The organism is Pseudomonas sp. Leaf48, from assembly GCF_001421885.1.
Taxonomy (GTDB): Bacteria; Pseudomonadota; Gammaproteobacteria; order Pseudomonadales; family Pseudomonadaceae; genus Aquipseudomonas.
Genome location: NZ_LMLH01000029.1, coordinates 37,854 through 56,811, shown reverse-complemented (window position 1 = coordinate 56,811; position 18,958 = coordinate 37,854). Strand labels below are relative to the sequence as shown.

Sequence of the window (18,958 nt, the reverse complement as noted above, 5' to 3'; positions counted from 1 at the left end):
GGGGCTTGTTTGTCGATGCGGGTTAGGGATGCGCCAACAGCTCGGTCAGCTCACTGACCTGGGCGATTTCGCGCATGTCTTCTGGCATCCCGCGGATGCTCAACGGCTTGCCGGCCGCCTGCGCATCGCGCATGAAGCACAGCAGCAGCGACAGGCCGATGCTACTGGACTTCGTCACCGCCGAACAATCAACCACCAGCGCAGCAGCCTTGCTCGCCTTGATCAGCGCCTGGCCCTGCTCGCGCAGGCCCGGGCCGCTGCGATAATCCAGCACACCGCTGAGCTGTAGCTCGCCAGCCTCGTTCATTTGAACGGCGGACTCACTCATTGGCTTTGTTTCTCGGTGGACTGCTTGGCCTTGGCAACTTCTCCGGCCCAACCATTGATGGTCTTGTCCAGATCATTGCCATTGCGCTGCATCGCGTCGGCGAACTGGTCACGGAACAGTTTGCCAATGTTGATGCCATTGATGATCACGTTGCGCAGTTTCCATTCGCCATTGATCTTTTCCAGCGTGTAGGAAACCGGGTAGATCGCGCCGCTGCTGCCCTTGACCGTCATGCCGACGCTGGTGCGGTCGCCCGACTCGTCCTTGGGCGGGTCAACGGTGATGCCCTGATTGTTGTACTCCAGCAAGGCATTGCCATAGAACTGAAACAGACCTTTTTTGAAGTTCTCTTCAAAGGTTTTCATCTGCGCAGGCGTGGCCTTGCGCGAGTACTTGACCGTCATGATGCTCTTGGAAATACCCTCGGCATCCACGACAGGACCGACAATGCTGTCGAGCGCCGCATAAAAGTCCTGCGGATCCTGCTTGTACTTTTCTTTGTTGGCCGCCAGATCGGCAAGCATACGATTGGTAGTGTCCTGTACCAGATCGTGTGCCGAAGGCGCCGCCACTGCGTTGGCCACCAACGGCAGCGCCGCGAGCATTACCAACAGGCCACGTCGCAAGATAGAGATCATTTAACAGTTCCTCATTTAGCTTCTTTGCTAACGGTGTTGAGCAGGAATTTACCGATCAGGTCTTCCAGCACAAGCGACGACTGGGTGTCGTGGATGGTTGCGCCATCCGCGAGCAGACTTTCTTCCCCGCCGACACTGATGCCAATGTACTTCTCGCCCAACAGGCCCGCAGTCAGGATAGAGGCGGTGGAGTCAGACGGCAGGTTATCGACGCGTTTTTCCAGCTCCATGGTCACCCGACCGGTAAAGCTGTCGCGATCCAGATCGATCGCGGTCACCTTGCCGATGGTTACACCGGCCATGGTCACCTTCGCTCTGACCGTCAAACCGGCGATATTGTCAAAATATGCGTAAAGTTTATAAGTGTCAGTGCTCGGGCTCGGCGACAGGCCGCTGACCCGCAACGCCAGCAACAACAAAGCCAGGATGCCAGCCAGCAGGAAAAGGCCGACACCGATTTCCAGGGTGCGGTTTTGCATCAGAAATCTCCAAACATCAAGGCGGTCAGAATAAAGTCCAGGCCGAGTACAGCCAACGAGGCGTACACAACGGTCTTGGTAGTGGCACGACTGATCCCTTCGGAAGTGGGTTCACAATCATAGCCTTGGAATACGGCGATCCAGGTCACGACAAAGGCAAAGACAACACTTTTGACGATCCCGTTCAGGACATCATCGGCGAATGTCACGCTGTTCTGCATGTTCGACCAGTAGGAGCCCTCATAGACGCCCAGCCAGTCCACCGCCACCCACGAACCACCCCAGATGCCCACCACGCTGAAAATCATCGCCAGCACCGGCAGGGAAATGAAGCCGGCCCACAGGCGCGGGGCAATGATGTACTTGAGCGGGTCGACCCCGATCATTTCAAGACTGGACAACTGCTCGGTGGATTTCATGTTGCCGATTTCGGCTGTCAACGCCGAACCGGCACGCCCGGCGAACAGCAAGGCCGTCACCACCGGCCCCAGTTCACGCAACAGCGTCAGCGCAACCATCTGCCCGACAGCCTGCTCGGAACCATAGCTGGACAGGATGTTGAAGCCTTGCAGGGCCAGCACCATGCCGATGAACACCCCGGAGACCACGATGATCACCAGGGACATGACGCCCACCGAATGCAGCTGCTTGATCAGCAACCCGAAACCGCCGCCAATGCCACCGCGACCGAGCAGGGCATGAAACAGGAACAGCGTCGCACGCCCGAACACCGCCAGCGCATCAATGGCTGCGTGGCCGAACCGGCGTACACGTTCTATTAATGAAGTTTTGCGCATCAGCGCTTCCCCAGAAGATCTGCGCGGTAATCCGTCGCTGGAAAGTGATACGGCACCGGCCCATCAGGCTCACCGGTCATGAACTGGCGAATCCGTGGGTCATCCGAGTTCATCAACTCGTCTGGCGTGCCCTGCCCCAGCACCTGGCCATCGCCCACCACATAGATGTAGTCGGCAATGCTCGCGGTCTCGGCCAGATCGTGGGAAACCACGATGCTGGTGATACCCAGCGCATCGTTGAGCAAGCGGATCAGGCGCACCAGAACGCCCATCGCGATAGGGTCCTGGCCGACAAAGGGCTCGTCATACATGAGGATCTGCGGATCCAGGGCAATCGCCCGGGCCAGCGCGACACGACGCTTCATGCCACCGGACAGTTCGTCGGGCATCAGGTCGATAGCGCCACGCAGGCCCACGGCCTGCAATTTGAGCAGAACGATGTCGCGGATCATTTCTTCCGGCAGCCGGGTGTGGACCCGCAGCGGAAAGGCGACGTTCTCGAACACATCGAGGTCGGTAAACAATGCGCCGCTCTGAAACAGCACGCCCATATGCTTGCGCGCATCGAACAGGTCGCTGCGCGAAAGCTCCGGCAAATTCTGCCCATTGACCCAGACTTCGCCGCTGGTAGGCCGCAACTGGGCGCCCATCAAACGCAGGAGCGTGGTCTTGCCGCACCCGGAAGGCCCCATGATGCCGGTGACCTTGCCGCGCGGTATGCGAATATCAACGTTATTGAAAATGCTCCGCGCACCGCGCTTGAAGGTCAGTCCCTTCAGCTCGACCGCGTAGGCGTTATCGGCACTCATCTAAACTCCTTGCGATGCAGCCTCTTGCTCGGGCGCCTGGCTTTCCAGCGAAAGCACATACCTCCCGGGCAGGCCGAACAGGCGGCGAACTATATCACTGCAAAGGCCACGCGCCCAAGGCTAAAGCCGGGCCATGTGCAACAACATGAATGACTGAAAGCTTCTTTATAGAGGCTTCGTGGTAACAAGGAGTGACAATGCGCGACGAACTAGCGTGAGGGATTCGATCATAACCGCTATAATCGCCGCCTTTTCATCGGGCTATACGATTTCAGACATGAGCCAATCCAGCGACCTGATTCAATCGGCACAACGCACCATCCGCCTCGAGGTAGAGGCCGTACAAGGCCTGCTGCCCCATATCGACGCGGATTTCGTACGCGCTTGCGAGATGATTCTGGCCAGCAAAGGCCGCGTGGTGGTGGTCGGCATGGGCAAATCCGGGCACGTCGGCAACAAGATCGCCGCCACCCTGGCCAGCACCGGCACAACGGCTTTTTTCGTGCACCCGGCCGAAGCCAGCCATGGTGACATGGGCATGATCACCCGTGACGACATCATTCTGGCGCTCTCGAACTCCGGCTCCACCAATGAAATCGTCACCCTGCTGCCACTGATCAAGCGCCTTGGCATCAAGCTGATCAGCGTGACCGGCAACCCCGAGTCGGCGCTGGCCAAGGCTGCCGAGGTCAACCTCAATGTTCACGTCGAGCATGAAGCCTGCCCATTGAACCTGGCGCCCACCTCGTCGACCACCGCAGCACTGGTCATGGGCGATGCCCTGGCTGTTGCGCTGCTGGAAGCCCGCGGCTTTACCGCCGAAGACTTCGCCTTTTCCCACCCCGGTGGTGCACTGGGTCGACGGCTGCTGCTGAAAGTGGAAAACGTCATGCACGCCGGCCAGGAGCTGCCACAGGTGCAACGCGGCACCCTGCTCAAGGACGCGCTGATGGAAATGACCCGCAAGGGCCTGGGCATGACCGTGATCCTGGAAGCCGACGGCAAACTGGCGGGGATCTTCACCGACGGTGATTTGCGCCGCACCCTGGACCGCAGCATCGACATCCACAGTGCCACCATCGACCAGGTCATGACCGCCCATGGCAAGACTGCCCGGGCCGAGATGCTCGCGGCCGAAGCACTGAAAATCATGGAAGACCACAAGATCAACGCGCTGGTCGTGGTCGACGGCGACGACCGCCCGGTCGGTGCCTTGAACATGCACGACTTGCTGCGCGCAGGAGTAATGTAATGACCATTGACCTGATGCAACGTGGCAAGCAGATCAAACTGGCGGTTTTCGACGTCGACGGCGTCCTCACCGACGGGCGCCTGTACTTCCTCGAAGACGGCAGCGAGTTCAAGACCTTCAACACCCTCGACGGCCAGGGCATCAAGATGTTGATGGCAGCCGGCGTACAGACAGCTATCATCAGTGGCCGCAAGACCCCGGTGGTCGAGCGACGGGCCAAGAACCTCGGCATCCCGCACCTTTATCAGGGACGAGAGGATAAACTGGTGGTACTGGACGAACTTCTCGCCCAACTCAATCTAAGCTATGAACAGGTCGCCTATCTTGGCGACGACCTGCCGGACCTGCCGGTGATTCGCCGCGTAGGCCTGGGCATGGCGGTGGCCAACGCCGCCAGCTTCGTGCGCGAACACGCCCACGGCATTACCGTTGCCCGTGGCGGCGAAGGTGCCGCACGCGAATTCTGCGAATTGATCCTGCGCGCCCAGGGCCGCCTCGATGCGGCCAACGCTGCGTACCTGTGAGCCCACTATGCTGAGCAAAAAGTTTCGCAACACACTACTGTTCGGTTGCATCGCTGCGATATTCGCCGCGGTCGGCTATTGGAACATCAGCCCTGAACGTTTCCTCGACAAGCCGGTTGTGCCTGTCGATGAAAGTGCCATCGACTATTACGCCATCAATGCGCACAGTGTTCAGTTCCTGCCGGACGGCGGATTGCAATACGAAATGACGTCGGACAAGGTCGAACACCTCAAGGCGACCGAAGTGACACTGCTGACCAACCCCGACCTGAATATGTTTCGCGGTACGGAGTTTCCATGGCATGTCCAGAGTTTGCGCGCTGAAGTAAACCCGGACGGCACGGAAGTCGAATTGATCGATGACGTGCGCATCACCCGCTTCGACGAGAAAAACCGAAGAACCCTGATCACCAGCACCCGCATGACGGTGTTCCCGCAGCAAGAATATGCGCAGACCGAGCAAGACGTTAGAATCGACGGCGCTGGCGGTGTATCGACTGGCAAGGGAATGAAAGCGTATTTGAAAGAAAGCAGGATACACCTGCTATCGAACGTAAGAGGACAGTATGAGGCTCGTTAAAACCCTTCCGATTTTGCTCAGTCTGGGCGCAGCACTGGGAAGCGTGAGCGCCTGGGCTCTGCCGGACGATCAACAACAGCCTATTCGCATTCAGGCCGACGACGCCCAACTGGACGACAAGAACGGTGTTGCCACCTACACCGGCGACGTAATCATCACCCAGGGCTCGATGAAGGTTACCGGCAACAAGGTAACCATGACCCGCACCCCCAATGGTGACATCGACGTGGTGACCTCGGTGGGCAATCTGGCCTACTTCGAGCAGTTGCAAACGGCTGGTGACACCAAGCCTGTGCAGGGCTGGGGCGTGACGATCCAGTACCACGCCGCGCAAAATCGCGTCGTGCTGATCGACAAGGCCAAAGTTGTCGACAAGGACAACAACATCACCCAGGGCGAGAAAATCGTCTACGACACCGAGAAGAAGCTCGCCAGCGCCGGTCGCGCTACCGGCAGCAAGGTGACCGAGTCGCGCCCGCGCATCGACATGGTTATCCAGCCGAAGAAGAAAACCGACGAGAAAAAGGCCCAGTAATGGCAACTCTGAAAGCTCAGCATCTGGCCAAGAGCTACAAGAGCCGCCAGGTCGTACGTGACGTCAGCCTGTCCATCGACAGCGGTCAGATCGTCGGCCTGCTCGGCCCCAACGGCGCCGGCAAGACCACCTGTTTCTACATGATCGTAGGCCTGGTGCAGGCTGATCAGGGTCGCGTGCTGATCGACGACCTGGACGTCAGCCACCAGCCAATGCACGGCCGTGCAAAGGCCGGCATCGGCTATCTGCCGCAGGAAGCATCGATCTTTCGCAAACTCTCGGTGGCCGACAACATCATGGCGATCCTCGAGACCCGCAAGGAACTCGACAAGGCCGGTCGCCGCAAGGAGCTGGAAAGCCTGCTGCAGGAATTCCACATCAGCCACATCCGCGACAACCTCGGCATGAGCCTGTCCGGCGGTGAGCGCCGCCGCGTGGAGATCGCCCGGGCACTGGCCACCAACCCGAAATTCATCCTCCTGGATGAACCTTTCGCCGGCGTCGACCCGATTTCGGTGGGCGACATCAAACAGATCATCTACCACCTCAAGGCCAAGGGCATTGGCGTGCTGATCACTGACCACAACGTCCGTGAAACCCTGGATATCTGCGAAACCGCCTACATCGTCAACGATGGCCAATTGATCGCCGAGGGCGACGCCGAGACCATCCTGGCCAACGACCTGGTGAAGGAAGTTTACCTGGGCCATGAGTTCCGCCTGTAAGCGCTGAGGTGTCTGGCAGGTCGCCAGAGTGCTTATCTCAATAAAAAATCAACACTTTTTTATTGTTACAGCGCTCTAGGCAAACACTGCAGTTTCGGGCATATAATTTGCTTATGTTTGGCGCTTCGGCGCCCTGTAGTGGATGGCGCATGTGCGCCGGCGAATAAGGTGTTAAGCCCCTGCCATGAAACCATCGCTAGTCTTGAGAATGGGCCAGCAGCTGACGATGACACCGCAGCTGCAACAGGCCATCCGCCTGCTCCAATTGTCGACCCTGGACCTGCAACAGGAAATCCAGGAGGCCCTGGAGTCCAATCCGATGCTCGAACGCCAGGAAGAAGGCGACGACTTCGACAATTCCGACCCCCTGGCCGACAGTGCCGAACAGAAGCCCAATACCGACATTCAGGAGCCTTCCTACCAGGAAAGCGCCCCCACGGTGGATAACCTGGAGGAAGGCGACTGGAACGAGCGCATTCCCAACGAGCTCCCCGTCGATACAGCGTGGGAAGACGTTTATCAGACCAGCGCCAGCAGCCTGCCAAGCAACGATGACGACGAATGGGATTTCACCACCCGCACATCGGCTGGCGAAAGCCTGCAAAGCCACCTGCTGTGGCAGTTGAATCTGGCCCCGATGTCCGACACCGATCGGCTGATAGCCGTCACCCTGATCGACTGCATCAACAATCAGGGCTACCTGGACGAGACACTCGAGGAAATCCTCGAAGCCTTCGATCCGGAGCTGGACATTGAACTGGACGAAATCGAAGCCGTCCTGCACCGCATCCAGCAATTCGAGCCCGCTGGCATCGGCGCCCGCAACCTGAGCGAGTGCCTGCTGCTGCAATTGCGCCAGTTGCCGGCCAAGACCCCTTGGCTGGCCGAGGCCAAGCGCCTGGTCAGCGACTACATCGACCTGCTGGGCAGCCGCGACTACAGCCAGCTGATGCGCCGCATGAAACTCAAGGAAGATGAGCTGCGCCAGGTGATCGAACTGGTTCAGAGCCTCAACCCTCGGCCTGGCTCGCAGATCGAGTCCACCGAAGCCGAGTACGTCGTACCGGACGTCATCGTGCGCAAGGACAACGAGCGCTGGCTGGTCGAACTGAATCAGGAGTCGGTGCCACGCCTGCGCGTCAACGCCCAGTACGCCGGTTTCGTGCGCCGCGCCGACACCAGCGCCGACAACACCTTCATGCGTAACCAGTTGCAGGAAGCCCGCTGGTTCATCAAGAGCCTGCAAAGCCGCAACGAGACCCTGATGAAAGTGGCGACCCAGATCGTCGAGCACCAGCGCGGTTTTCTCGAGTACGGCGATGAAGCCATGAAGCCGCTGGTCCTGCATGACATCGCCGAAGCGGTGGGCATGCACGAATCGACGATTTCCCGGGTCACCACCCAGAAGTTCATGCACACCCCTCGGGGAATCTATGAACTGAAATACTTTTTCTCCAGCCACGTCAGCACCTCCGAAGGCGGTGAATGCTCGTCTACGGCGATCCGCGCGATCATCAAAAAACTGGTTGCCGCGGAAAATCAGAAAAAGCCATTGAGTGACAGCAAGATCGCTGGTTTACTGGAAGCACAAGGCATTCAGGTGGCTCGCCGCACCGTCGCCAAATACCGCGAATCCCTCGGGATCGCGCCTTCGAGCGAACGTAAGCGGTTGATGTAGAGCCACGCCACAGCGTTCCAGTGGTAGATCATCTGATCTACCGCTTTATGCACTGGCAACGAAGGAGAAGCTGTATGCAAGTCAATATCAGTGGACACCAACTGGAAGTGACCGAACCTCTTCGCACCTACATCGGCGAAAAACTCGAACGATTGGAAAGGCATTTCGACAAGATCACCAACGTGCAGGTCACGATGACAGTCGAAAAGCTGAAGCAGAAAATCGAAGCCACCTTGCATATTCCCGGTAGTGAAGTAGTCGCAAACGCAGAACATGACGACATGTATGCGGCTATCGACTCACTCACCGACAAGCTGGATCGCCAACTCAAAAAGCATAAGGAAAAGACCCAGAGCCTCCTTCAGGGCGCAACCGGTCGTTAACACTCCCAACCCATGATCCGACTTGAAAGTATCCTGACCCCCGGCCGTTCCCTGGTGAACGTGCCGGGCGGCAGTAAAAAGAAAGCCCTCGAACAAATTGCCAATCTGATCGCCCGCGAAGTGCCGGGCATGGAGATGCAAGATGTCTTCGAGGCATTGATTGCCCGTGAAAAACTCGGTTCCACCGGGTTTGGCAACGGCATCGCCATTCCCCATTGCCGCCTCAAGGGCTGCAATTCGCCCATCAGTGCCTTGATGCACCTGGACGCACCCATCGATTTCGACGCCATCGACGGCGCACCGGTTGACCTGCTGTTCGTACTGCTGGTCCCGCAAGCCGCTACCGATGCGCACCTTGAGTTGCTGCGGCAGATCGCCAGCATGCTCGACCGCAAGGAAGTACGGGAAAAGCTGCGTAGCGCCCCAAGCAACGAAGCCTTGTATCAGGTTGTCCTGGACGAGCAGAACGGTCAGTAATCATGCGCTTGATCATCGTCAGTGGCCGTTCCGGCTCAGGTAAAAGTACCGCCCTCGATGTACTCGAGGACAACGGCTATTACTGTATCGACAACCTGCCTGCCGGGCTGCTGCCGGAACTCGCGCAAACAGCGCTGATCCACACTGAACTGACTCAGCCGCTGGTGGCCGTATCCATCGACGCGCGCAACCTGCCAAGCCACCTGTCGCGCTTTCCCGACCTGCTCGAGGAAGTTCGCAGTCGCCATATCCATTGCGATGTCCTGTACCTGGACGCTGACGAAGAGACCCTGCTCAAGCGCTTCTCGGAAACCCGCCGGCGCCACCCACTGAGCAATGCCAACCGTTCGCTGGCCGAAGCCATCAGCGTCGAGAGCCTTCTGCTCGGGCCCATCGCTGACCTCGCCGACCTGAAAATCAACACCACCAGCCTGAACCTGTATCAGCTGCGCGATGCCATCAAGCTGCGCCTGCTGAACCAGCCGGAACCCGGCACCGCGTTTCTGGTGGAGTCTTTCGGATTCAAGCGCGGCATGCCGGTGGATGCCGACCTGGTGTTCGATGTGCGCTGTCTGCCAAACCCCTATTGGAAACCGGAATTGCGCGAGCAGTCCGGTCTCGATCAGCCGGTTGCCGAATACCTGGCAGCGCAGCCGGATGTCGAAGAGATGTTCCAGGATATTTCCACATATCTGCTAAAGTGGCTGCCGCGTTTTGCCGCCAGCAACCGCGCGTACGTCACCATTGCCATTGGCTGCACCGGCGGGCATCACCGCTCCGTGTACCTGACCGAACGTCTTGGCCAGGTCCTGCAACAATCTCTGAAGAACGTCCAGGTTCGCCACCGCGACCTCAGCTAAAGGATTCACACCGCGATGCCTGCTCTGGAAATCGAAATCATCAACAAGCTGGGGCTGCACGCCCGCGCTTCTGCGAAATTTGTTGGGGTGGCAGGTCAGTACCCGTGCCAGATCCGGGCCGGTCGCACACCCACATCGATGGTCGATGGCAAAAGCATCATGGCCATGATGATGCTCGCGGCTGGCAAAGGCACAACGATTCATTTGAGTACTGAAGGCGAGCAGGAAGATGAAGCGCTGGCCGCGCTGGTGGCGTTGATCAACAACTTCTTCGACGAAGGCGAGTAACAGTCAGGATCAAGATCAAAAGATCGCAGTCTTCGGCAGCTCCTGCATTGGATTACTTGCAGGAACTGACGAAGGCCGCGATTTTTTGATCTAAAAAAAAGCGCCACCCGATGGGTGACGCGCCTTTTGTGTTGCGACCGGGAATCAGCTACCCGCCACCATCATCCGCTCGATCAACACCGAACCCGTGCGAATGTTGCTGCGCAGCTCCAGATCATTACCGACCGCGACAATCTGCTTGAACATGTCGCGCATGTTGCCGGCGATGGTCACTTCCTGCACCGCGAACTGGATTTCGCCGTTCTCGACCCAGTAACCCGCCGCTCCACGGGAATAATCGCCGGTGACCATGTTCAGTCCCTGCCCCATCAACTCGGTGACCAGCAGGCCGCGCCCCATACGGCGCAGCAAGGCCGCCTGGTCTTCATCGCCATGGGTGACGAACAGGTTGTGCACGCCGCCAGCGTTAGCGGTGCTCGGCATGCCGAGCTTGCGGCCGGAGTAGGTGCCAAGGATGTAGGACACCAACTCGCCTTTTTCGACGAACGGCTTGGCATAGGTCGCCAGGCCATCACCGTCGAACGCGGCGCTGCCCATGGCACGCATCAGGTGTGGACGCTCATCGATGGTCAGCCACTCCGGAAACAGCTTCTGGCCCAGGGTGCCTTCGAGGAAGGATGACTTGCGATACAGGCTGCCACCGGAAATCGCCGACAGGAAACTGCCAAACAGACCACCGGCCAATTCAGCGGAAAACAGCACCGGTACTTCGCAGGTCGGCACCGGACGCGCGCCCAGACGACTGGCTGCGCGTTGCGCGGCACGCTGGCCGATGCTCACCGGGTCAGCCAGCAAGTTGCCCTGGCGATTGACGTCGTACCAGTAGTCGCGCTGCATCTGACCGTCGGCCTCGGCAATCATCACGCAGCTCAGGCTGTGCCGGGTCGACGCATAGCCACCGACAAACCCGTGGCTGTTGCCATAGACACGGCAGCCCTGATGGGTATTGAGCGTGGTGCCGTCGGCATTCTTGATCCGGCTATCGGCCGCAAACGCCGCCGCTTCACAGGCCAGGGCCTGCTCGATGGCCTGTTCCGGGGTGATATCCCATTGGTGGAACAGGTCGAAATCCGCCAGGTCCTTGGCCATCAGCGCGGCATCTGCCAGGCCCGAGGCCTCGTCTTCCGAGGTGTGTTTGGCGATGGCCAGGGCGGCGGCGACGGTTTCGCGAATCGCGTCCGGACCGCTGGCCGAGGTGCTGGCCGAGCCTTTACGCTGGCCGACGTACAGGGTGATACCAAAGCCCTGGTCGCGATTGAACTCGACCGTTTCGACTTCACGCTGGCGCACCGTGGTCGACAGGCCTTGCTCCAGGGACACCGCGACTTCACAGGCACTGGCGCCCTGGCGCTTGGCTTCAGCGATGATCTGCTCGACTTGTTCCTGCAGTGCCGGCAACGCTTGTGGGCCGACGCTTTCAACTGCACTCATGCTGTTCTCCACTCAAATTCTGCTTTCGGTAACGGTCATCGAGCGACCGGGCCGGACAAGCGGCCCCCGACTGGTTATCATGGCGGCGTTTCTTTGCGGACGGCCACCATGGTTGATTCTTACGATGACTCCCTCGATACGGGAGAAAAAAGCAAATCCCAGGTTAAACGCGAGCTGCATGCTCTGGTTGACCTCGGCGAGCGCCTTACAACACTCAAGCCTGACTTGCTGGCAAAACTGCCCCTGACCGAGGCATTGCGCCGGGCTCTGGCCGATGCGCCCAAGCACACCGCGAATATCGCGCGTAAACGGCACCTTCAGTTCATCGGCAAACTGATGCGCGATCAGGACATTGACGCCATTCTGGTTCTGCTCGACCAACTTGATGCCTCCACTCGCCAATACAACGAACGTTTCCATAACCTGGAGCGCTGGCGCGATCGATTGATTGCCGGCGACGACGCGGTACTGGAAAAATTCGTCGTCGAATACCCGGACGCGGATCGCCAGCAATTGCGTTCCCTGGTCCGTCAGGCCCAGCACGAGGTTGCGCAAAACAAGCCTCCTGCTTCCAGCCGTAAAATCTTCAAGTACATCCGTGAACTGGACGAGACTCAACGCGGTCTGCGCTGAGCCCCGCCCTCTGTAGGAGCGAGCATGCTCGCGATGAACTCAATGACACCGCTGGGTGTCAGGATGCCAGCGTTATCGTTGACGTCCATCGCGAGCATGCTCGCTCCTACAGGGGTATCCCCTTATGCGCCCGTGCCACCCACGGTAATCGCATCAATCTTCAGCGTTGGCTGACCGACACCCACCGGCACCGACTGCCCGTCCTTGCCACACGTCCCCACACCGCTGTCCAGCGCCAGGTCGTTACCGACCATCGACACTTTGCTCATGGCTTCAGGACCGTTGCCGATCAGGGTCGCGCCTTTGACCGGAGCGGTAATCTTGCCGTCCTCGATCAGATAAGCCTCGCTGGTGGAGAACACGAACTTGCCGCTGGTGATGTCCACCTGACCGCCGCCGAGGTTGGCGCAGTAGATGCCACGCTTCACCGAGGCGATGATTTCCGCCGGGTCACTTTCACCACCGAGCATGTAGGTGTTGGTCATGCGCGGCATCGGCAGATGCGCGTAGGATTCACGCCGACCGTTGCCGGTACGGGCCACGCCCATCAGGCGCGCGTTGAGTTTGTCCTGCATATAGCCTTTGAGTACGCCGTTTTCGATCAGCGTGGTGCACTCGGTCGGGGTGCCTTCATCGTCCACGCTCAGTGATCCGCGACGACCGGCCAGAGTGCCGTCATCGACGATGGTGCAGAGTTTCGACGCAACCATTTCACCCATGCGCCCGCTATAGGCGGAACTGCCCTTGCGGTTAAAGTCGCCTTCCAGACCATGGCCGACGGCTTCATGCAGCAGCACGCCCGACCAACCGGACCCAAGCACCACCGGCAAGGTACCCGCCGGTGCCGGGATGGCTTCGAGGTTGACCAGTGCCTGGCGCAACGCTTCGCGGGCGTAGCTCATGGCGCGGTCTTCGCCGAGGAAATAACGGTAATCGGTCCGCCCGCCACCGCCATGGCCGCCGCGTTCGCGGCGGCCGTTCTGTTCGACGATCACACTGACGTTGAAGCGCACCAATGGCCGCACATCCGCCGCCAGGCCGCCGTCGGTGGAGGCCACCAGAATCCGTTCCCAGACACCGGCCATGCTCACGGTAACCTGCTGGATGCGTGGATCCAGGGCGCGGGTTGCGGCGTCGACGCGCTTGAGCAAATCGACTTTTTCAGCGCGGGTCAGGACTTCCAGCGGATTAGCCGGACCGTACAGCTGGGCCACATCCTGGGTGGTGAAGGCCTGGACGGTACCGCTTTGTCCGGCGCGGGAGATCGAACGGGCCGCTCGCGCTGCCGCCCCGAGGGCTTCCAGCGTGATGGCATTGCTGTAGGCGAAACCGGTTTTCTCACCCGATTGCGCGCGCACGCCGACCCCTTGGTCAAGGTTGAAGCTGCCTTCCTTGACGATGCCGTCTTCGAGGGCCCAGGACTCGGATATCTGCCCCTGGAAATACAGGTCGGCGGCATCGATGCCCGGGCCGGCCAGATCGCCGAGCACGCCTTGCAAGCTCTCGATCGTCACGCCGCCGGGCGCCAGGAGGTGTTCACTGACTGAGGACAACAACTCGCTCATATGCTTTACGCCTTAAATTCGTCGTTCTGATGCAGGTCGCCGGGCGCCCTGCGAGAAAAAGCGCCGGTGACTGGACACCGGCATCCGCGCCCGGATGGACGCCTGTTCGCTGCTGTCACGCTCGGCCAGCAGCACGGCTTCACCTTGGTCCTGTTGCGCCAGCACTCGCCCCCAAGGGTCGATGATGGCGGCATGCCCGAAGGTTTCCCGCGGCCCCGGGTGTGTTCCACCCTGGGCAGCCGCGAGGACATAACATTGAGTCTCGATGGCCCGAGCACGGATCAGTACGTCCCAATGCGCCGCACCGGTTACCGCGGTAAACGCCGACGGTGCAGTAATCAACTCCGCCCCGGCGGCACGCAATTCGCTATACAACTCGGGGAAGCGCAGGTCATAACAAACCGTCAGGCCGACGCGACCGACCGGCGTGTCCGCCACCACTACCCCGCTGCCATAAGCATAGTCATCGGATTCGCGATAACGGCCACGATTGTCCGCCACATCCACGTCGAACAGGTGCAACTTGTCATAGCGCGCAACAATTTCGCCCTGATCATCGACCAGTAACGAGCAGGCATGCACCTTGGCCGTCGGTTGATCCACCGGCGGCAACGGCAAGGTGCCGGCCACTATCCATAACTTGAGGTCGCGCGCGGTCTGTTTCAACCAGGGCAGGATCGGGCCTTCGCCCAGCGCTTCGGCCCGGCCGATGTCGGCGATGTCGCGCCGGCCCATGGCGGCGAAGTTTTCCGGCAGGACAGCCAGCTTCGCGCCGCCTTGCGCCGCTTGCTCCAGCAGGCGGCGGGCCTGGGCCAGATTGGCCAGCACATCGCTCTGACTGACCATTTGTATCACCGCTACCGACATGGCCTGTTCCTTATCGAGATCATTACATACCTGTAGGAGCGAGCTTGTTGCGCGGTGGCAGTCCGACGATGAAATTGAAACTGAGCTGTTTCAGGTAGCACGCGTAATCGTTCACGTCCATCGCGAGCGGGCTCGCTCCTACAGGGGTAAGCGATGGACTATGACCATGCTACTCCATAGGTCCGGAAAATGGTTTCTCAAAAAGGTTTGTCGAAGGTGATCTGCGGTTCTTTCCAGGGCCCCTTGACGGTGTATTTCACACTGGCAAAACGGGACACGCGATCACCGATCAACTTGTCGATCAGGAACAGCGCGCCGCCGATGGCCGGTGCGCCGACGATCAATGCGGCGATCGGCAAGTTGTTGGTGACCGGCAAGGTCACCAGCAGTTTCGCGTCGATCCGGTCGGCCACTGCGTTCAGGGTGCCATCGAGTTCAATATTGCTCGAAGGACCGGTCATCCGGATTGGCTCACGGGTGACGTACACGCCGTTGTCCGCCACCAGCAGGCCCTTGACCCGGTCATAGCTCAAGCCCTTGCCGAACAGGTCGGAGAAGTCCAGGCGCAAGCGCCGGCCAATCGAGTTGAAGTTGAGCAGGCCAAACACTCGCAACGCAGAAGCACTACCCTCTACCTCGACGAATTGACCTTCGTTGAGCGAAGCATCGAGGGTACCGGAGAAGCGCTTGGTCGCCAGCCATGCCGGGGAACCCGGCCAGCGCCCATCGACATCCATATGGAACTCCTGGCTGGTGACGCTCGGTGCATAGCCCCAGCCCTTGAGCACATCGGCGAGATTCTTGCCGCTGATCCGGCCCTTGTACCAGCTGGAACTCGCTCCGGGTTTGCCTTCCCAACCACCGCTGCCCGCCAGCATGATTCCCTTGAGGCCCAGGTCCAGCGCATTCAGGACGATGCCCTTGGCCGTCGGACGAATCTTCAGTGACCAGGCGCCCACCAGGTCCTGGCCCTGTAACAACTGCTTGATGGTGATGTCCATCGCCGGGATTTTCGTCGGGTCCACCGAGGCCAGCGGGTCCGGTGAGTTTTCATCGGCCAGCACGGTCGGGTCCGGTGCCGGCAGGCGCACGTATTGCAGATTGATCACAATCGGCGCGCCACTCGCATCGGGAACAGCCGCGCTGCCCTTGACCTGCTGACTGTCGAGTTGCAGCGCCCAGGACGCCGGCTTACGTGTCAGTTGAACCGATGCCTGATCGAGGGTCGTGCCGATGCCACTGAGCTTGCCGACCTTGATGTCCGCGCCGCTGAGCAATTGCTTGGCACTGCCGGTGGGGTCCTGGCCGGCGTACTTGTCCAGCAGATCCTTCCACGGGCCAACATCCAGCTCAGACAGTTCGCCCCGTATCCGCAGGCCCTTTGTTCCGGGTAAAACCGCATTGCCACCGCCCAGGAAAAGCTCCCCGCGACCATCGCCGAAGTTGCCGGCAGGGGCAGCAAAGGTAAAGTTCGCCAGATCGGCGTAGTTGACCCAATAGCGTCGCTCTTCGCCCTGCAATGTCATGCGAAATGTTGTATCGCGCCCGGCATCGGCCGCCAGCCCGAACGGCGCCGGCAGATCCACCGCCACCCCCTTGAGGCTGGAATTGACCATCAACTGGCTGTCGGCACCGTCGAGGGTCAGTTGCAGTTGATAGGGAATCACGCCACTGACCGGCAGCGGCTGGGTCACACTCAGCCATTCGCTGAGTTTCTTCACCTCGACCTGACCGGAAGCGGTGACACGGGTATTAAGCTTGCCGGCGCGGCCATCGGCAAAAATCTGCGCGGTCACCGGTTTGTCGAAGGCTCTCGCACTGATGTTCTGCCCGCTCAGACCCTTGGTGCTGTCAAAACGGAAATCACCTTTGAGCTGGGTCAATTCCAGTGGCGGCTCGGCCAATTTCAAGCGCGCCTTGGCGGTCTTGAAGTCGACGAGAATTTTCGGCTCCTCGCCTTTGGCCAATGGAATATCCAGCTTGAGCTTGCCTTGCAGTTCACCCTCGCCTTCCCAGCCGGCAAAGGTGTCGGCAGTTCCGATCGGCGCTTCCTTGAGGATTTTCAGGCCGTCGCCCAATCCACCCGAAAAACCGCCATCGAGGAACAAATGAACGTTCTGCCCGTCAGGCACGTGGGGAATGTTGACGTAAACGTCGCTGACCTGGGTGTCGAGCAGTTGGCCCTTGCTAGCCAGCACCCGCACCCCGCTGTCTTCAACGAACACGTCACCTGTGACCTTGCTGACGTGCGGCCAGCCCGGCTGGAACGCCAACTCGGCATCGTGCACTTTGAAAAACAGACTGATACTGCGCGCCGTTTCCGCCGCGCCGTGATTCAACGATCCCTGGTACTGGAAGAAACCTTCATCCACCGCGCCCTTGAGAATCGCTGTGCGCAACCATCCATCCAGCGCCGGGCTGAGGACTGCCGGCAGATACTTGGCGGTATAGCGACCATCGCCCTCCACCATGCCCACACGCAGGTCCATGTAGTCTTCCTGGGCGGGATCGAAAAACAGACGGATCAGGAAGTCGCCGGCAATCTTGCCTTCTTCACCCAGCACCTTCAGATACGGCGCGACGAGGGTGAAACTGTCTTTGTCGAGCTTCCAGGTCAACCGTGCATTGGCCTGAATGTATTGCCATGGTTTAGCGAATATCGGGTCCAGGTGCAGCATGAAATCCTTGCTGTCCATGCGCAATTCCCCGTGCCCCAGGTCACCGCTGATGCTGCCCGTGACATTTCGTGCCGCCGGGGCGCCGTGATAGGCGTCGAAGCCCACCTGATCGAGGTTGGCGGCAAAGCTGAACTTGCTGTCGTCGGTAGCATTGGGACGAACATCAATCAGCACGTTACGCAGGCTGCCAATGACTTTGAGACGCTCGACCGTCTTGGCCAGCCCCTCTGGTAACGGCGCCAAGGCGTTGAGCAACGGCGTGAGTGGCGTGAGGTCGAGTCGATCCGCTTGCAGGTGCCAGAGTTCCAAGGACTTGTCGGTGGCGGCGCTTTGCTTGAGCTGCAGATGCGTTTCCCAGCGGGTCTCGCCAAAGTTCATGGCCAGGGAGTCGAGGGTCACCAACACACCTTCGCTGCTGCGCTGGAAATAGCCGTTGAGCGCCAGATTGTGGATCTGGATCGGTTTGCGTTCGGCGTAGGCCCCCTTGAGTTGCGGCGCGTTCAGTCGCACAGCGCCGCTCTGCATGGCACCCTCGCTCCAGTTCAGCCACAGCTCGCCGCCAGCCTTGAACTCGGAGAAATTCCATTGCTGGGTCAGGGTTTCAGGCAACCATTTCGACCAGTCGCTTTGCGGCAGGCTCACATAAACCTGCGCTTCGCCGTCTTTCCAATGGCTGGCACGAATGCGCGTACGCAGGCTCATGGCTACCGGCTGACCATCGGGCAGGGTCAAGCGGGCATCCAGGCGTTGACGGGAAGGACCGGTTTTCAGGTTCAAGCCGACGTACTTCAGGGTCAGCGGCGATTCTCCCCACGGCTGCAAAGTGATCTGGCTATCGAGTACCGACAACCGCTGAATCATTTGCATACGATTGAGCAACTGTTCCGGGTCGAGGGGCTGGTCGTCCTTCACCGGCAAGCCTTCCAGGGACCACCGACCGTCATCACCTTGCTTGAGGCTGATTTTCAGGCCATTGAGCTCCAGATGAGCGATCCGCACTTCACGCGCCAGCAAGCTGCCCCAAAGGTCCGGAACGGCGCGCACTTTTTCCAGGTGCAGTGCGTTGGCGCCGTCGCCGACCGTCACATCATGAGCGGAAAGGATGGGGGCGAGCCCGCTCCAGTTGCCTTCCAGCTCGCCAATCTGAAGCGGCATGCCCAAGGCTTGGGTGGCTCTGGTTTCGATTTCGCCACGGTATTCGGCCACCAGCGGCGTCAGCTCTCGCCCGAGGCTGACATAGAGCGCCATCACCACCAAAACCAACGCGCACAGGCCCAGACCCCAGCGGATCAGTGCGGCCAAAATGCGTGTCAGACGGTCCATGTCGGATGGCTCCCATGGCAAAAAAATTTGCAAAAAGCTGAGGCCAGC

General features: G+C 59.7%; 20 protein-coding genes. 11 read left to right on the top strand and 9 right to left on the bottom strand.

Annotated features, from left to right (window positions below; translation table 11 throughout):
- Positions 1-22: 22 nt before the first annotated feature.
- The 5 genes from ASE98_RS19620 to ASE98_RS19600 are packed head-to-tail and all read right to left on the bottom strand — an operon-like array spanning position 23 to position 3,051.
- Positions 23-328, bottom strand: coding sequence for an STAS domain-containing protein (locus tag ASE98_RS19620; RefSeq protein ID WP_060542989.1), 306 nt, complete (start codon positions 326-328; stop codon positions 23-25).
- On the bottom strand, positions 325-966 hold the full coding sequence (locus ASE98_RS19615; protein WP_060542988.1) for an MlaC/ttg2D family ABC transporter substrate-binding protein: 642 nt from the start codon (positions 964-966) through the stop codon (positions 325-327). The genes ASE98_RS19620 and ASE98_RS19615 overlap by 4 nt, the downstream gene beginning before the upstream one ends.
- Positions 967-977: 11 nt before the next feature.
- Positions 978-1,445 (bottom strand): outer membrane lipid asymmetry maintenance protein MlaD, encoded by a 468-nt coding sequence (gene mlaD, locus ASE98_RS19610; RefSeq protein ID WP_060542987.1) that lies wholly within the window; start codon positions 1,443-1,445, stop codon positions 978-980.
- Positions 1,445-2,242: a lipid asymmetry maintenance ABC transporter permease subunit MlaE gene (gene mlaE / locus ASE98_RS19605; RefSeq protein WP_060542986.1), complete on the bottom strand. Its 798-nt coding sequence runs from the start codon at positions 2,240-2,242 to the stop codon at positions 1,445-1,447. The genes mlaD and mlaE overlap by 1 nt, the downstream gene beginning before the upstream one ends.
- A complete protein-coding gene (locus ASE98_RS19600) occupies positions 2,242-3,051 on the bottom strand; it encodes an ATP-binding cassette domain-containing protein (protein ID WP_060542985.1) in 810 nt (269 codons plus the stop codon). Before ASE98_RS19600 ends, mlaE begins: the two co-directional genes overlap by 1 nt.
- Positions 3,052-3,328: 277 nt before the next feature.
- Between ASE98_RS19600 and ASE98_RS19595 the strand changes: the two genes are divergently transcribed.
- The 10 genes from ASE98_RS19595 to ASE98_RS19550 all read left to right on the top strand — a co-directional run bounded on the left by ASE98_RS19595 (position 3,329) and on the right by ASE98_RS19550 (position 10,353).
- On the top strand, positions 3,329-4,303 hold the full coding sequence (locus tag ASE98_RS19595) for a KpsF/GutQ family sugar-phosphate isomerase (protein ID WP_060542984.1): 975 nt from the start codon (positions 3,329-3,331) through the stop codon (positions 4,301-4,303).
- Positions 4,303-4,827 carry a KdsC family phosphatase gene (locus ASE98_RS19590; RefSeq protein WP_060542983.1) on the top strand — a complete coding sequence of 175 codons (525 nt, stop codon included), beginning with the start codon at positions 4,303-4,305 and terminating at the stop codon, positions 4,825-4,827. Before ASE98_RS19595 ends, ASE98_RS19590 begins: the two co-directional genes overlap by 1 nt.
- A gap of 7 nt (positions 4,828-4,834) precedes the next feature.
- Complete coding sequence (gene lptC, locus ASE98_RS19585) at positions 4,835-5,407, top strand: LPS export ABC transporter periplasmic protein LptC (protein ID WP_060542982.1); 573 nt, start codon at positions 4,835-4,837, stop codon at positions 5,405-5,407.
- Entirely contained in the window at positions 5,394-5,942 is a 549-nt protein-coding gene (gene lptA / locus ASE98_RS19580) for a lipopolysaccharide transport periplasmic protein LptA (RefSeq protein WP_060542981.1), read from the top strand. The genes lptC and lptA overlap by 14 nt, the downstream gene beginning before the upstream one ends.
- Positions 5,942-6,667 carry an LPS export ABC transporter ATP-binding protein gene (lptB, locus tag ASE98_RS19575; protein WP_007970262.1) on the top strand — a complete coding sequence of 242 codons (726 nt, stop codon included), beginning with the start codon at positions 5,942-5,944 and terminating at the stop codon, positions 6,665-6,667. The genes lptA and lptB overlap by 1 nt, the downstream gene beginning before the upstream one ends.
- Positions 6,668-6,851: 184 nt before the next feature.
- Positions 6,852-8,345 carry an RNA polymerase factor sigma-54 gene (locus tag ASE98_RS19570; protein WP_060542980.1) on the top strand — a complete coding sequence of 498 codons (1,494 nt, stop codon included), beginning with the start codon at positions 6,852-6,854 and terminating at the stop codon, positions 8,343-8,345.
- A gap of 74 nt (positions 8,346-8,419) precedes the next feature.
- On the top strand, positions 8,420-8,728 hold the full coding sequence (hpf, locus tag ASE98_RS19565) for a ribosome hibernation-promoting factor, HPF/YfiA family (RefSeq protein WP_060542979.1): 309 nt from the start codon (positions 8,420-8,422) through the stop codon (positions 8,726-8,728).
- A 12-nt stretch (positions 8,729-8,740) separates the two neighbouring features.
- Entirely contained in the window at positions 8,741-9,205 is a 465-nt protein-coding gene (ptsN, locus tag ASE98_RS19560; protein ID WP_060542978.1) for a PTS IIA-like nitrogen regulatory protein PtsN, read from the top strand.
- A gap of 2 nt (positions 9,206-9,207) precedes the next feature.
- Positions 9,208-10,065 carry an RNase adapter RapZ gene (gene rapZ / locus ASE98_RS19555; RefSeq protein ID WP_060542977.1) on the top strand — a complete coding sequence of 286 codons (858 nt, stop codon included), beginning with the start codon at positions 9,208-9,210 and terminating at the stop codon, positions 10,063-10,065.
- A gap of 15 nt (positions 10,066-10,080) precedes the next feature.
- A complete protein-coding gene (locus ASE98_RS19550; RefSeq protein ID WP_060542976.1) occupies positions 10,081-10,353 on the top strand; it encodes an HPr family phosphocarrier protein in 273 nt (90 codons plus the stop codon).
- 144 nt (positions 10,354-10,497) lie between these two features.
- On the opposite strand, the gene pmbA is transcribed toward ASE98_RS19550, so the two are convergent.
- Positions 10,498-11,844 carry a metalloprotease PmbA gene (pmbA, locus tag ASE98_RS19545; RefSeq protein ID WP_060542975.1) on the bottom strand — a complete coding sequence of 449 codons (1,347 nt, stop codon included), beginning with the start codon at positions 11,842-11,844 and terminating at the stop codon, positions 10,498-10,500.
- 108 nt (positions 11,845-11,952) lie between these two features.
- Here pmbA and yjgA point away from each other — a divergent pair, with 108 nt between their 5' ends.
- The gene (gene yjgA / locus ASE98_RS19540) at positions 11,953-12,477 is read left to right on the top strand and encodes a ribosome biogenesis factor YjgA (protein WP_060542974.1); all 525 of its coding nucleotides are present in this window, start codon (positions 11,953-11,955) and stop codon (positions 12,475-12,477) included.
- A gap of 122 nt (positions 12,478-12,599) precedes the next feature.
- Here yjgA and tldD read toward each other — a convergent pair whose 3' ends face one another.
- The 3 genes from tldD to ASE98_RS19525 form a co-directional block, all read right to left on the bottom strand.
- Positions 12,600-14,042: a metalloprotease TldD gene (gene tldD / locus ASE98_RS19535; RefSeq protein WP_060542973.1), complete on the bottom strand. Its 1,443-nt coding sequence runs from the start codon at positions 14,040-14,042 to the stop codon at positions 12,600-12,602.
- 12 nt (positions 14,043-14,054) lie between these two features.
- On the bottom strand, positions 14,055-14,909 hold the full coding sequence (locus ASE98_RS19530) for a carbon-nitrogen hydrolase family protein (RefSeq protein ID WP_060542972.1): 855 nt from the start codon (positions 14,907-14,909) through the stop codon (positions 14,055-14,057).
- 197 nt (positions 14,910-15,106) lie between these two features.
- Positions 15,107-18,910 carry a YhdP family protein gene (locus tag ASE98_RS19525; protein WP_060542971.1) on the bottom strand — a complete coding sequence of 1,268 codons (3,804 nt, stop codon included), beginning with the start codon at positions 18,908-18,910 and terminating at the stop codon, positions 15,107-15,109.
- Between the last annotated feature and the right edge of the window lie 48 nt (positions 18,911-18,958).

Coding starts and splice junctions, on each gene's coding strand:
- ASE98_RS19550 (WP_060542976.1), top strand. CDS start 10,081: ATGCCTGCTCTGGAAATCGAAATCATCAACAAGCTGGGGCTGCACGCC.
- yjgA (WP_060542974.1), top strand. CDS start 11,953: ATGGTTGATTCTTACGATGACTCCCTCGATACGGGAGAAAAAAGCAAA.
- lptA (WP_060542981.1), top strand. CDS start 5,394: ATGAGGCTCGTTAAAACCCTTCCGATTTTGCTCAGTCTGGGCGCAGCA.
- pmbA (WP_060542975.1), bottom strand. CDS start 11,844: ATGAGTGCAGTTGAAAGCGTCGGCCCACAAGCGTTGCCGGCACTGCAG.
- rapZ (WP_060542977.1), top strand. CDS start 9,208: ATGCGCTTGATCATCGTCAGTGGCCGTTCCGGCTCAGGTAAAAGTACC.
- ASE98_RS19595 (WP_060542984.1), top strand. CDS start 3,329: ATGAGCCAATCCAGCGACCTGATTCAATCGGCACAACGCACCATCCGC.
- mlaE (WP_060542986.1), bottom strand. CDS start 2,242: ATGCGCAAAACTTCATTAATAGAACGTGTACGCCGGTTCGGCCACGCA.
- lptC (WP_060542982.1), top strand. CDS start 4,835: ATGCTGAGCAAAAAGTTTCGCAACACACTACTGTTCGGTTGCATCGCT.
- hpf (WP_060542979.1), top strand. CDS start 8,420: ATGCAAGTCAATATCAGTGGACACCAACTGGAAGTGACCGAACCTCTT.
- lptB (WP_007970262.1), top strand. CDS start 5,942: ATGGCAACTCTGAAAGCTCAGCATCTGGCCAAGAGCTACAAGAGCCGC.
- ASE98_RS19620 (WP_060542989.1), bottom strand. CDS start 328: ATGAGTGAGTCCGCCGTTCAAATGAACGAGGCTGGCGAGCTACAGCTC.
- tldD (WP_060542973.1), bottom strand. CDS start 14,042: ATGAGCGAGTTGTTGTCCTCAGTCAGTGAACACCTCCTGGCGCCCGGC.
- ASE98_RS19590 (WP_060542983.1), top strand. CDS start 4,303: ATGACCATTGACCTGATGCAACGTGGCAAGCAGATCAAACTGGCGGTT.
- mlaD (WP_060542987.1), bottom strand. CDS start 1,445: ATGCAAAACCGCACCCTGGAAATCGGTGTCGGCCTTTTCCTGCTGGCT.
- ASE98_RS19525 (WP_060542971.1), bottom strand. CDS start 18,910: ATGGACCGTCTGACACGCATTTTGGCCGCACTGATCCGCTGGGGTCTG.
- ptsN (WP_060542978.1), top strand. CDS start 8,741: ATGATCCGACTTGAAAGTATCCTGACCCCCGGCCGTTCCCTGGTGAAC.
- ASE98_RS19530 (WP_060542972.1), bottom strand. CDS start 14,909: ATGTCGGTAGCGGTGATACAAATGGTCAGTCAGAGCGATGTGCTGGCC.
- ASE98_RS19600 (WP_060542985.1), bottom strand. CDS start 3,051: ATGAGTGCCGATAACGCCTACGCGGTCGAGCTGAAGGGACTGACCTTC.
- ASE98_RS19570 (WP_060542980.1), top strand. CDS start 6,852: ATGAAACCATCGCTAGTCTTGAGAATGGGCCAGCAGCTGACGATGACA.
- ASE98_RS19615 (WP_060542988.1), bottom strand. CDS start 966: ATGATCTCTATCTTGCGACGTGGCCTGTTGGTAATGCTCGCGGCGCTG.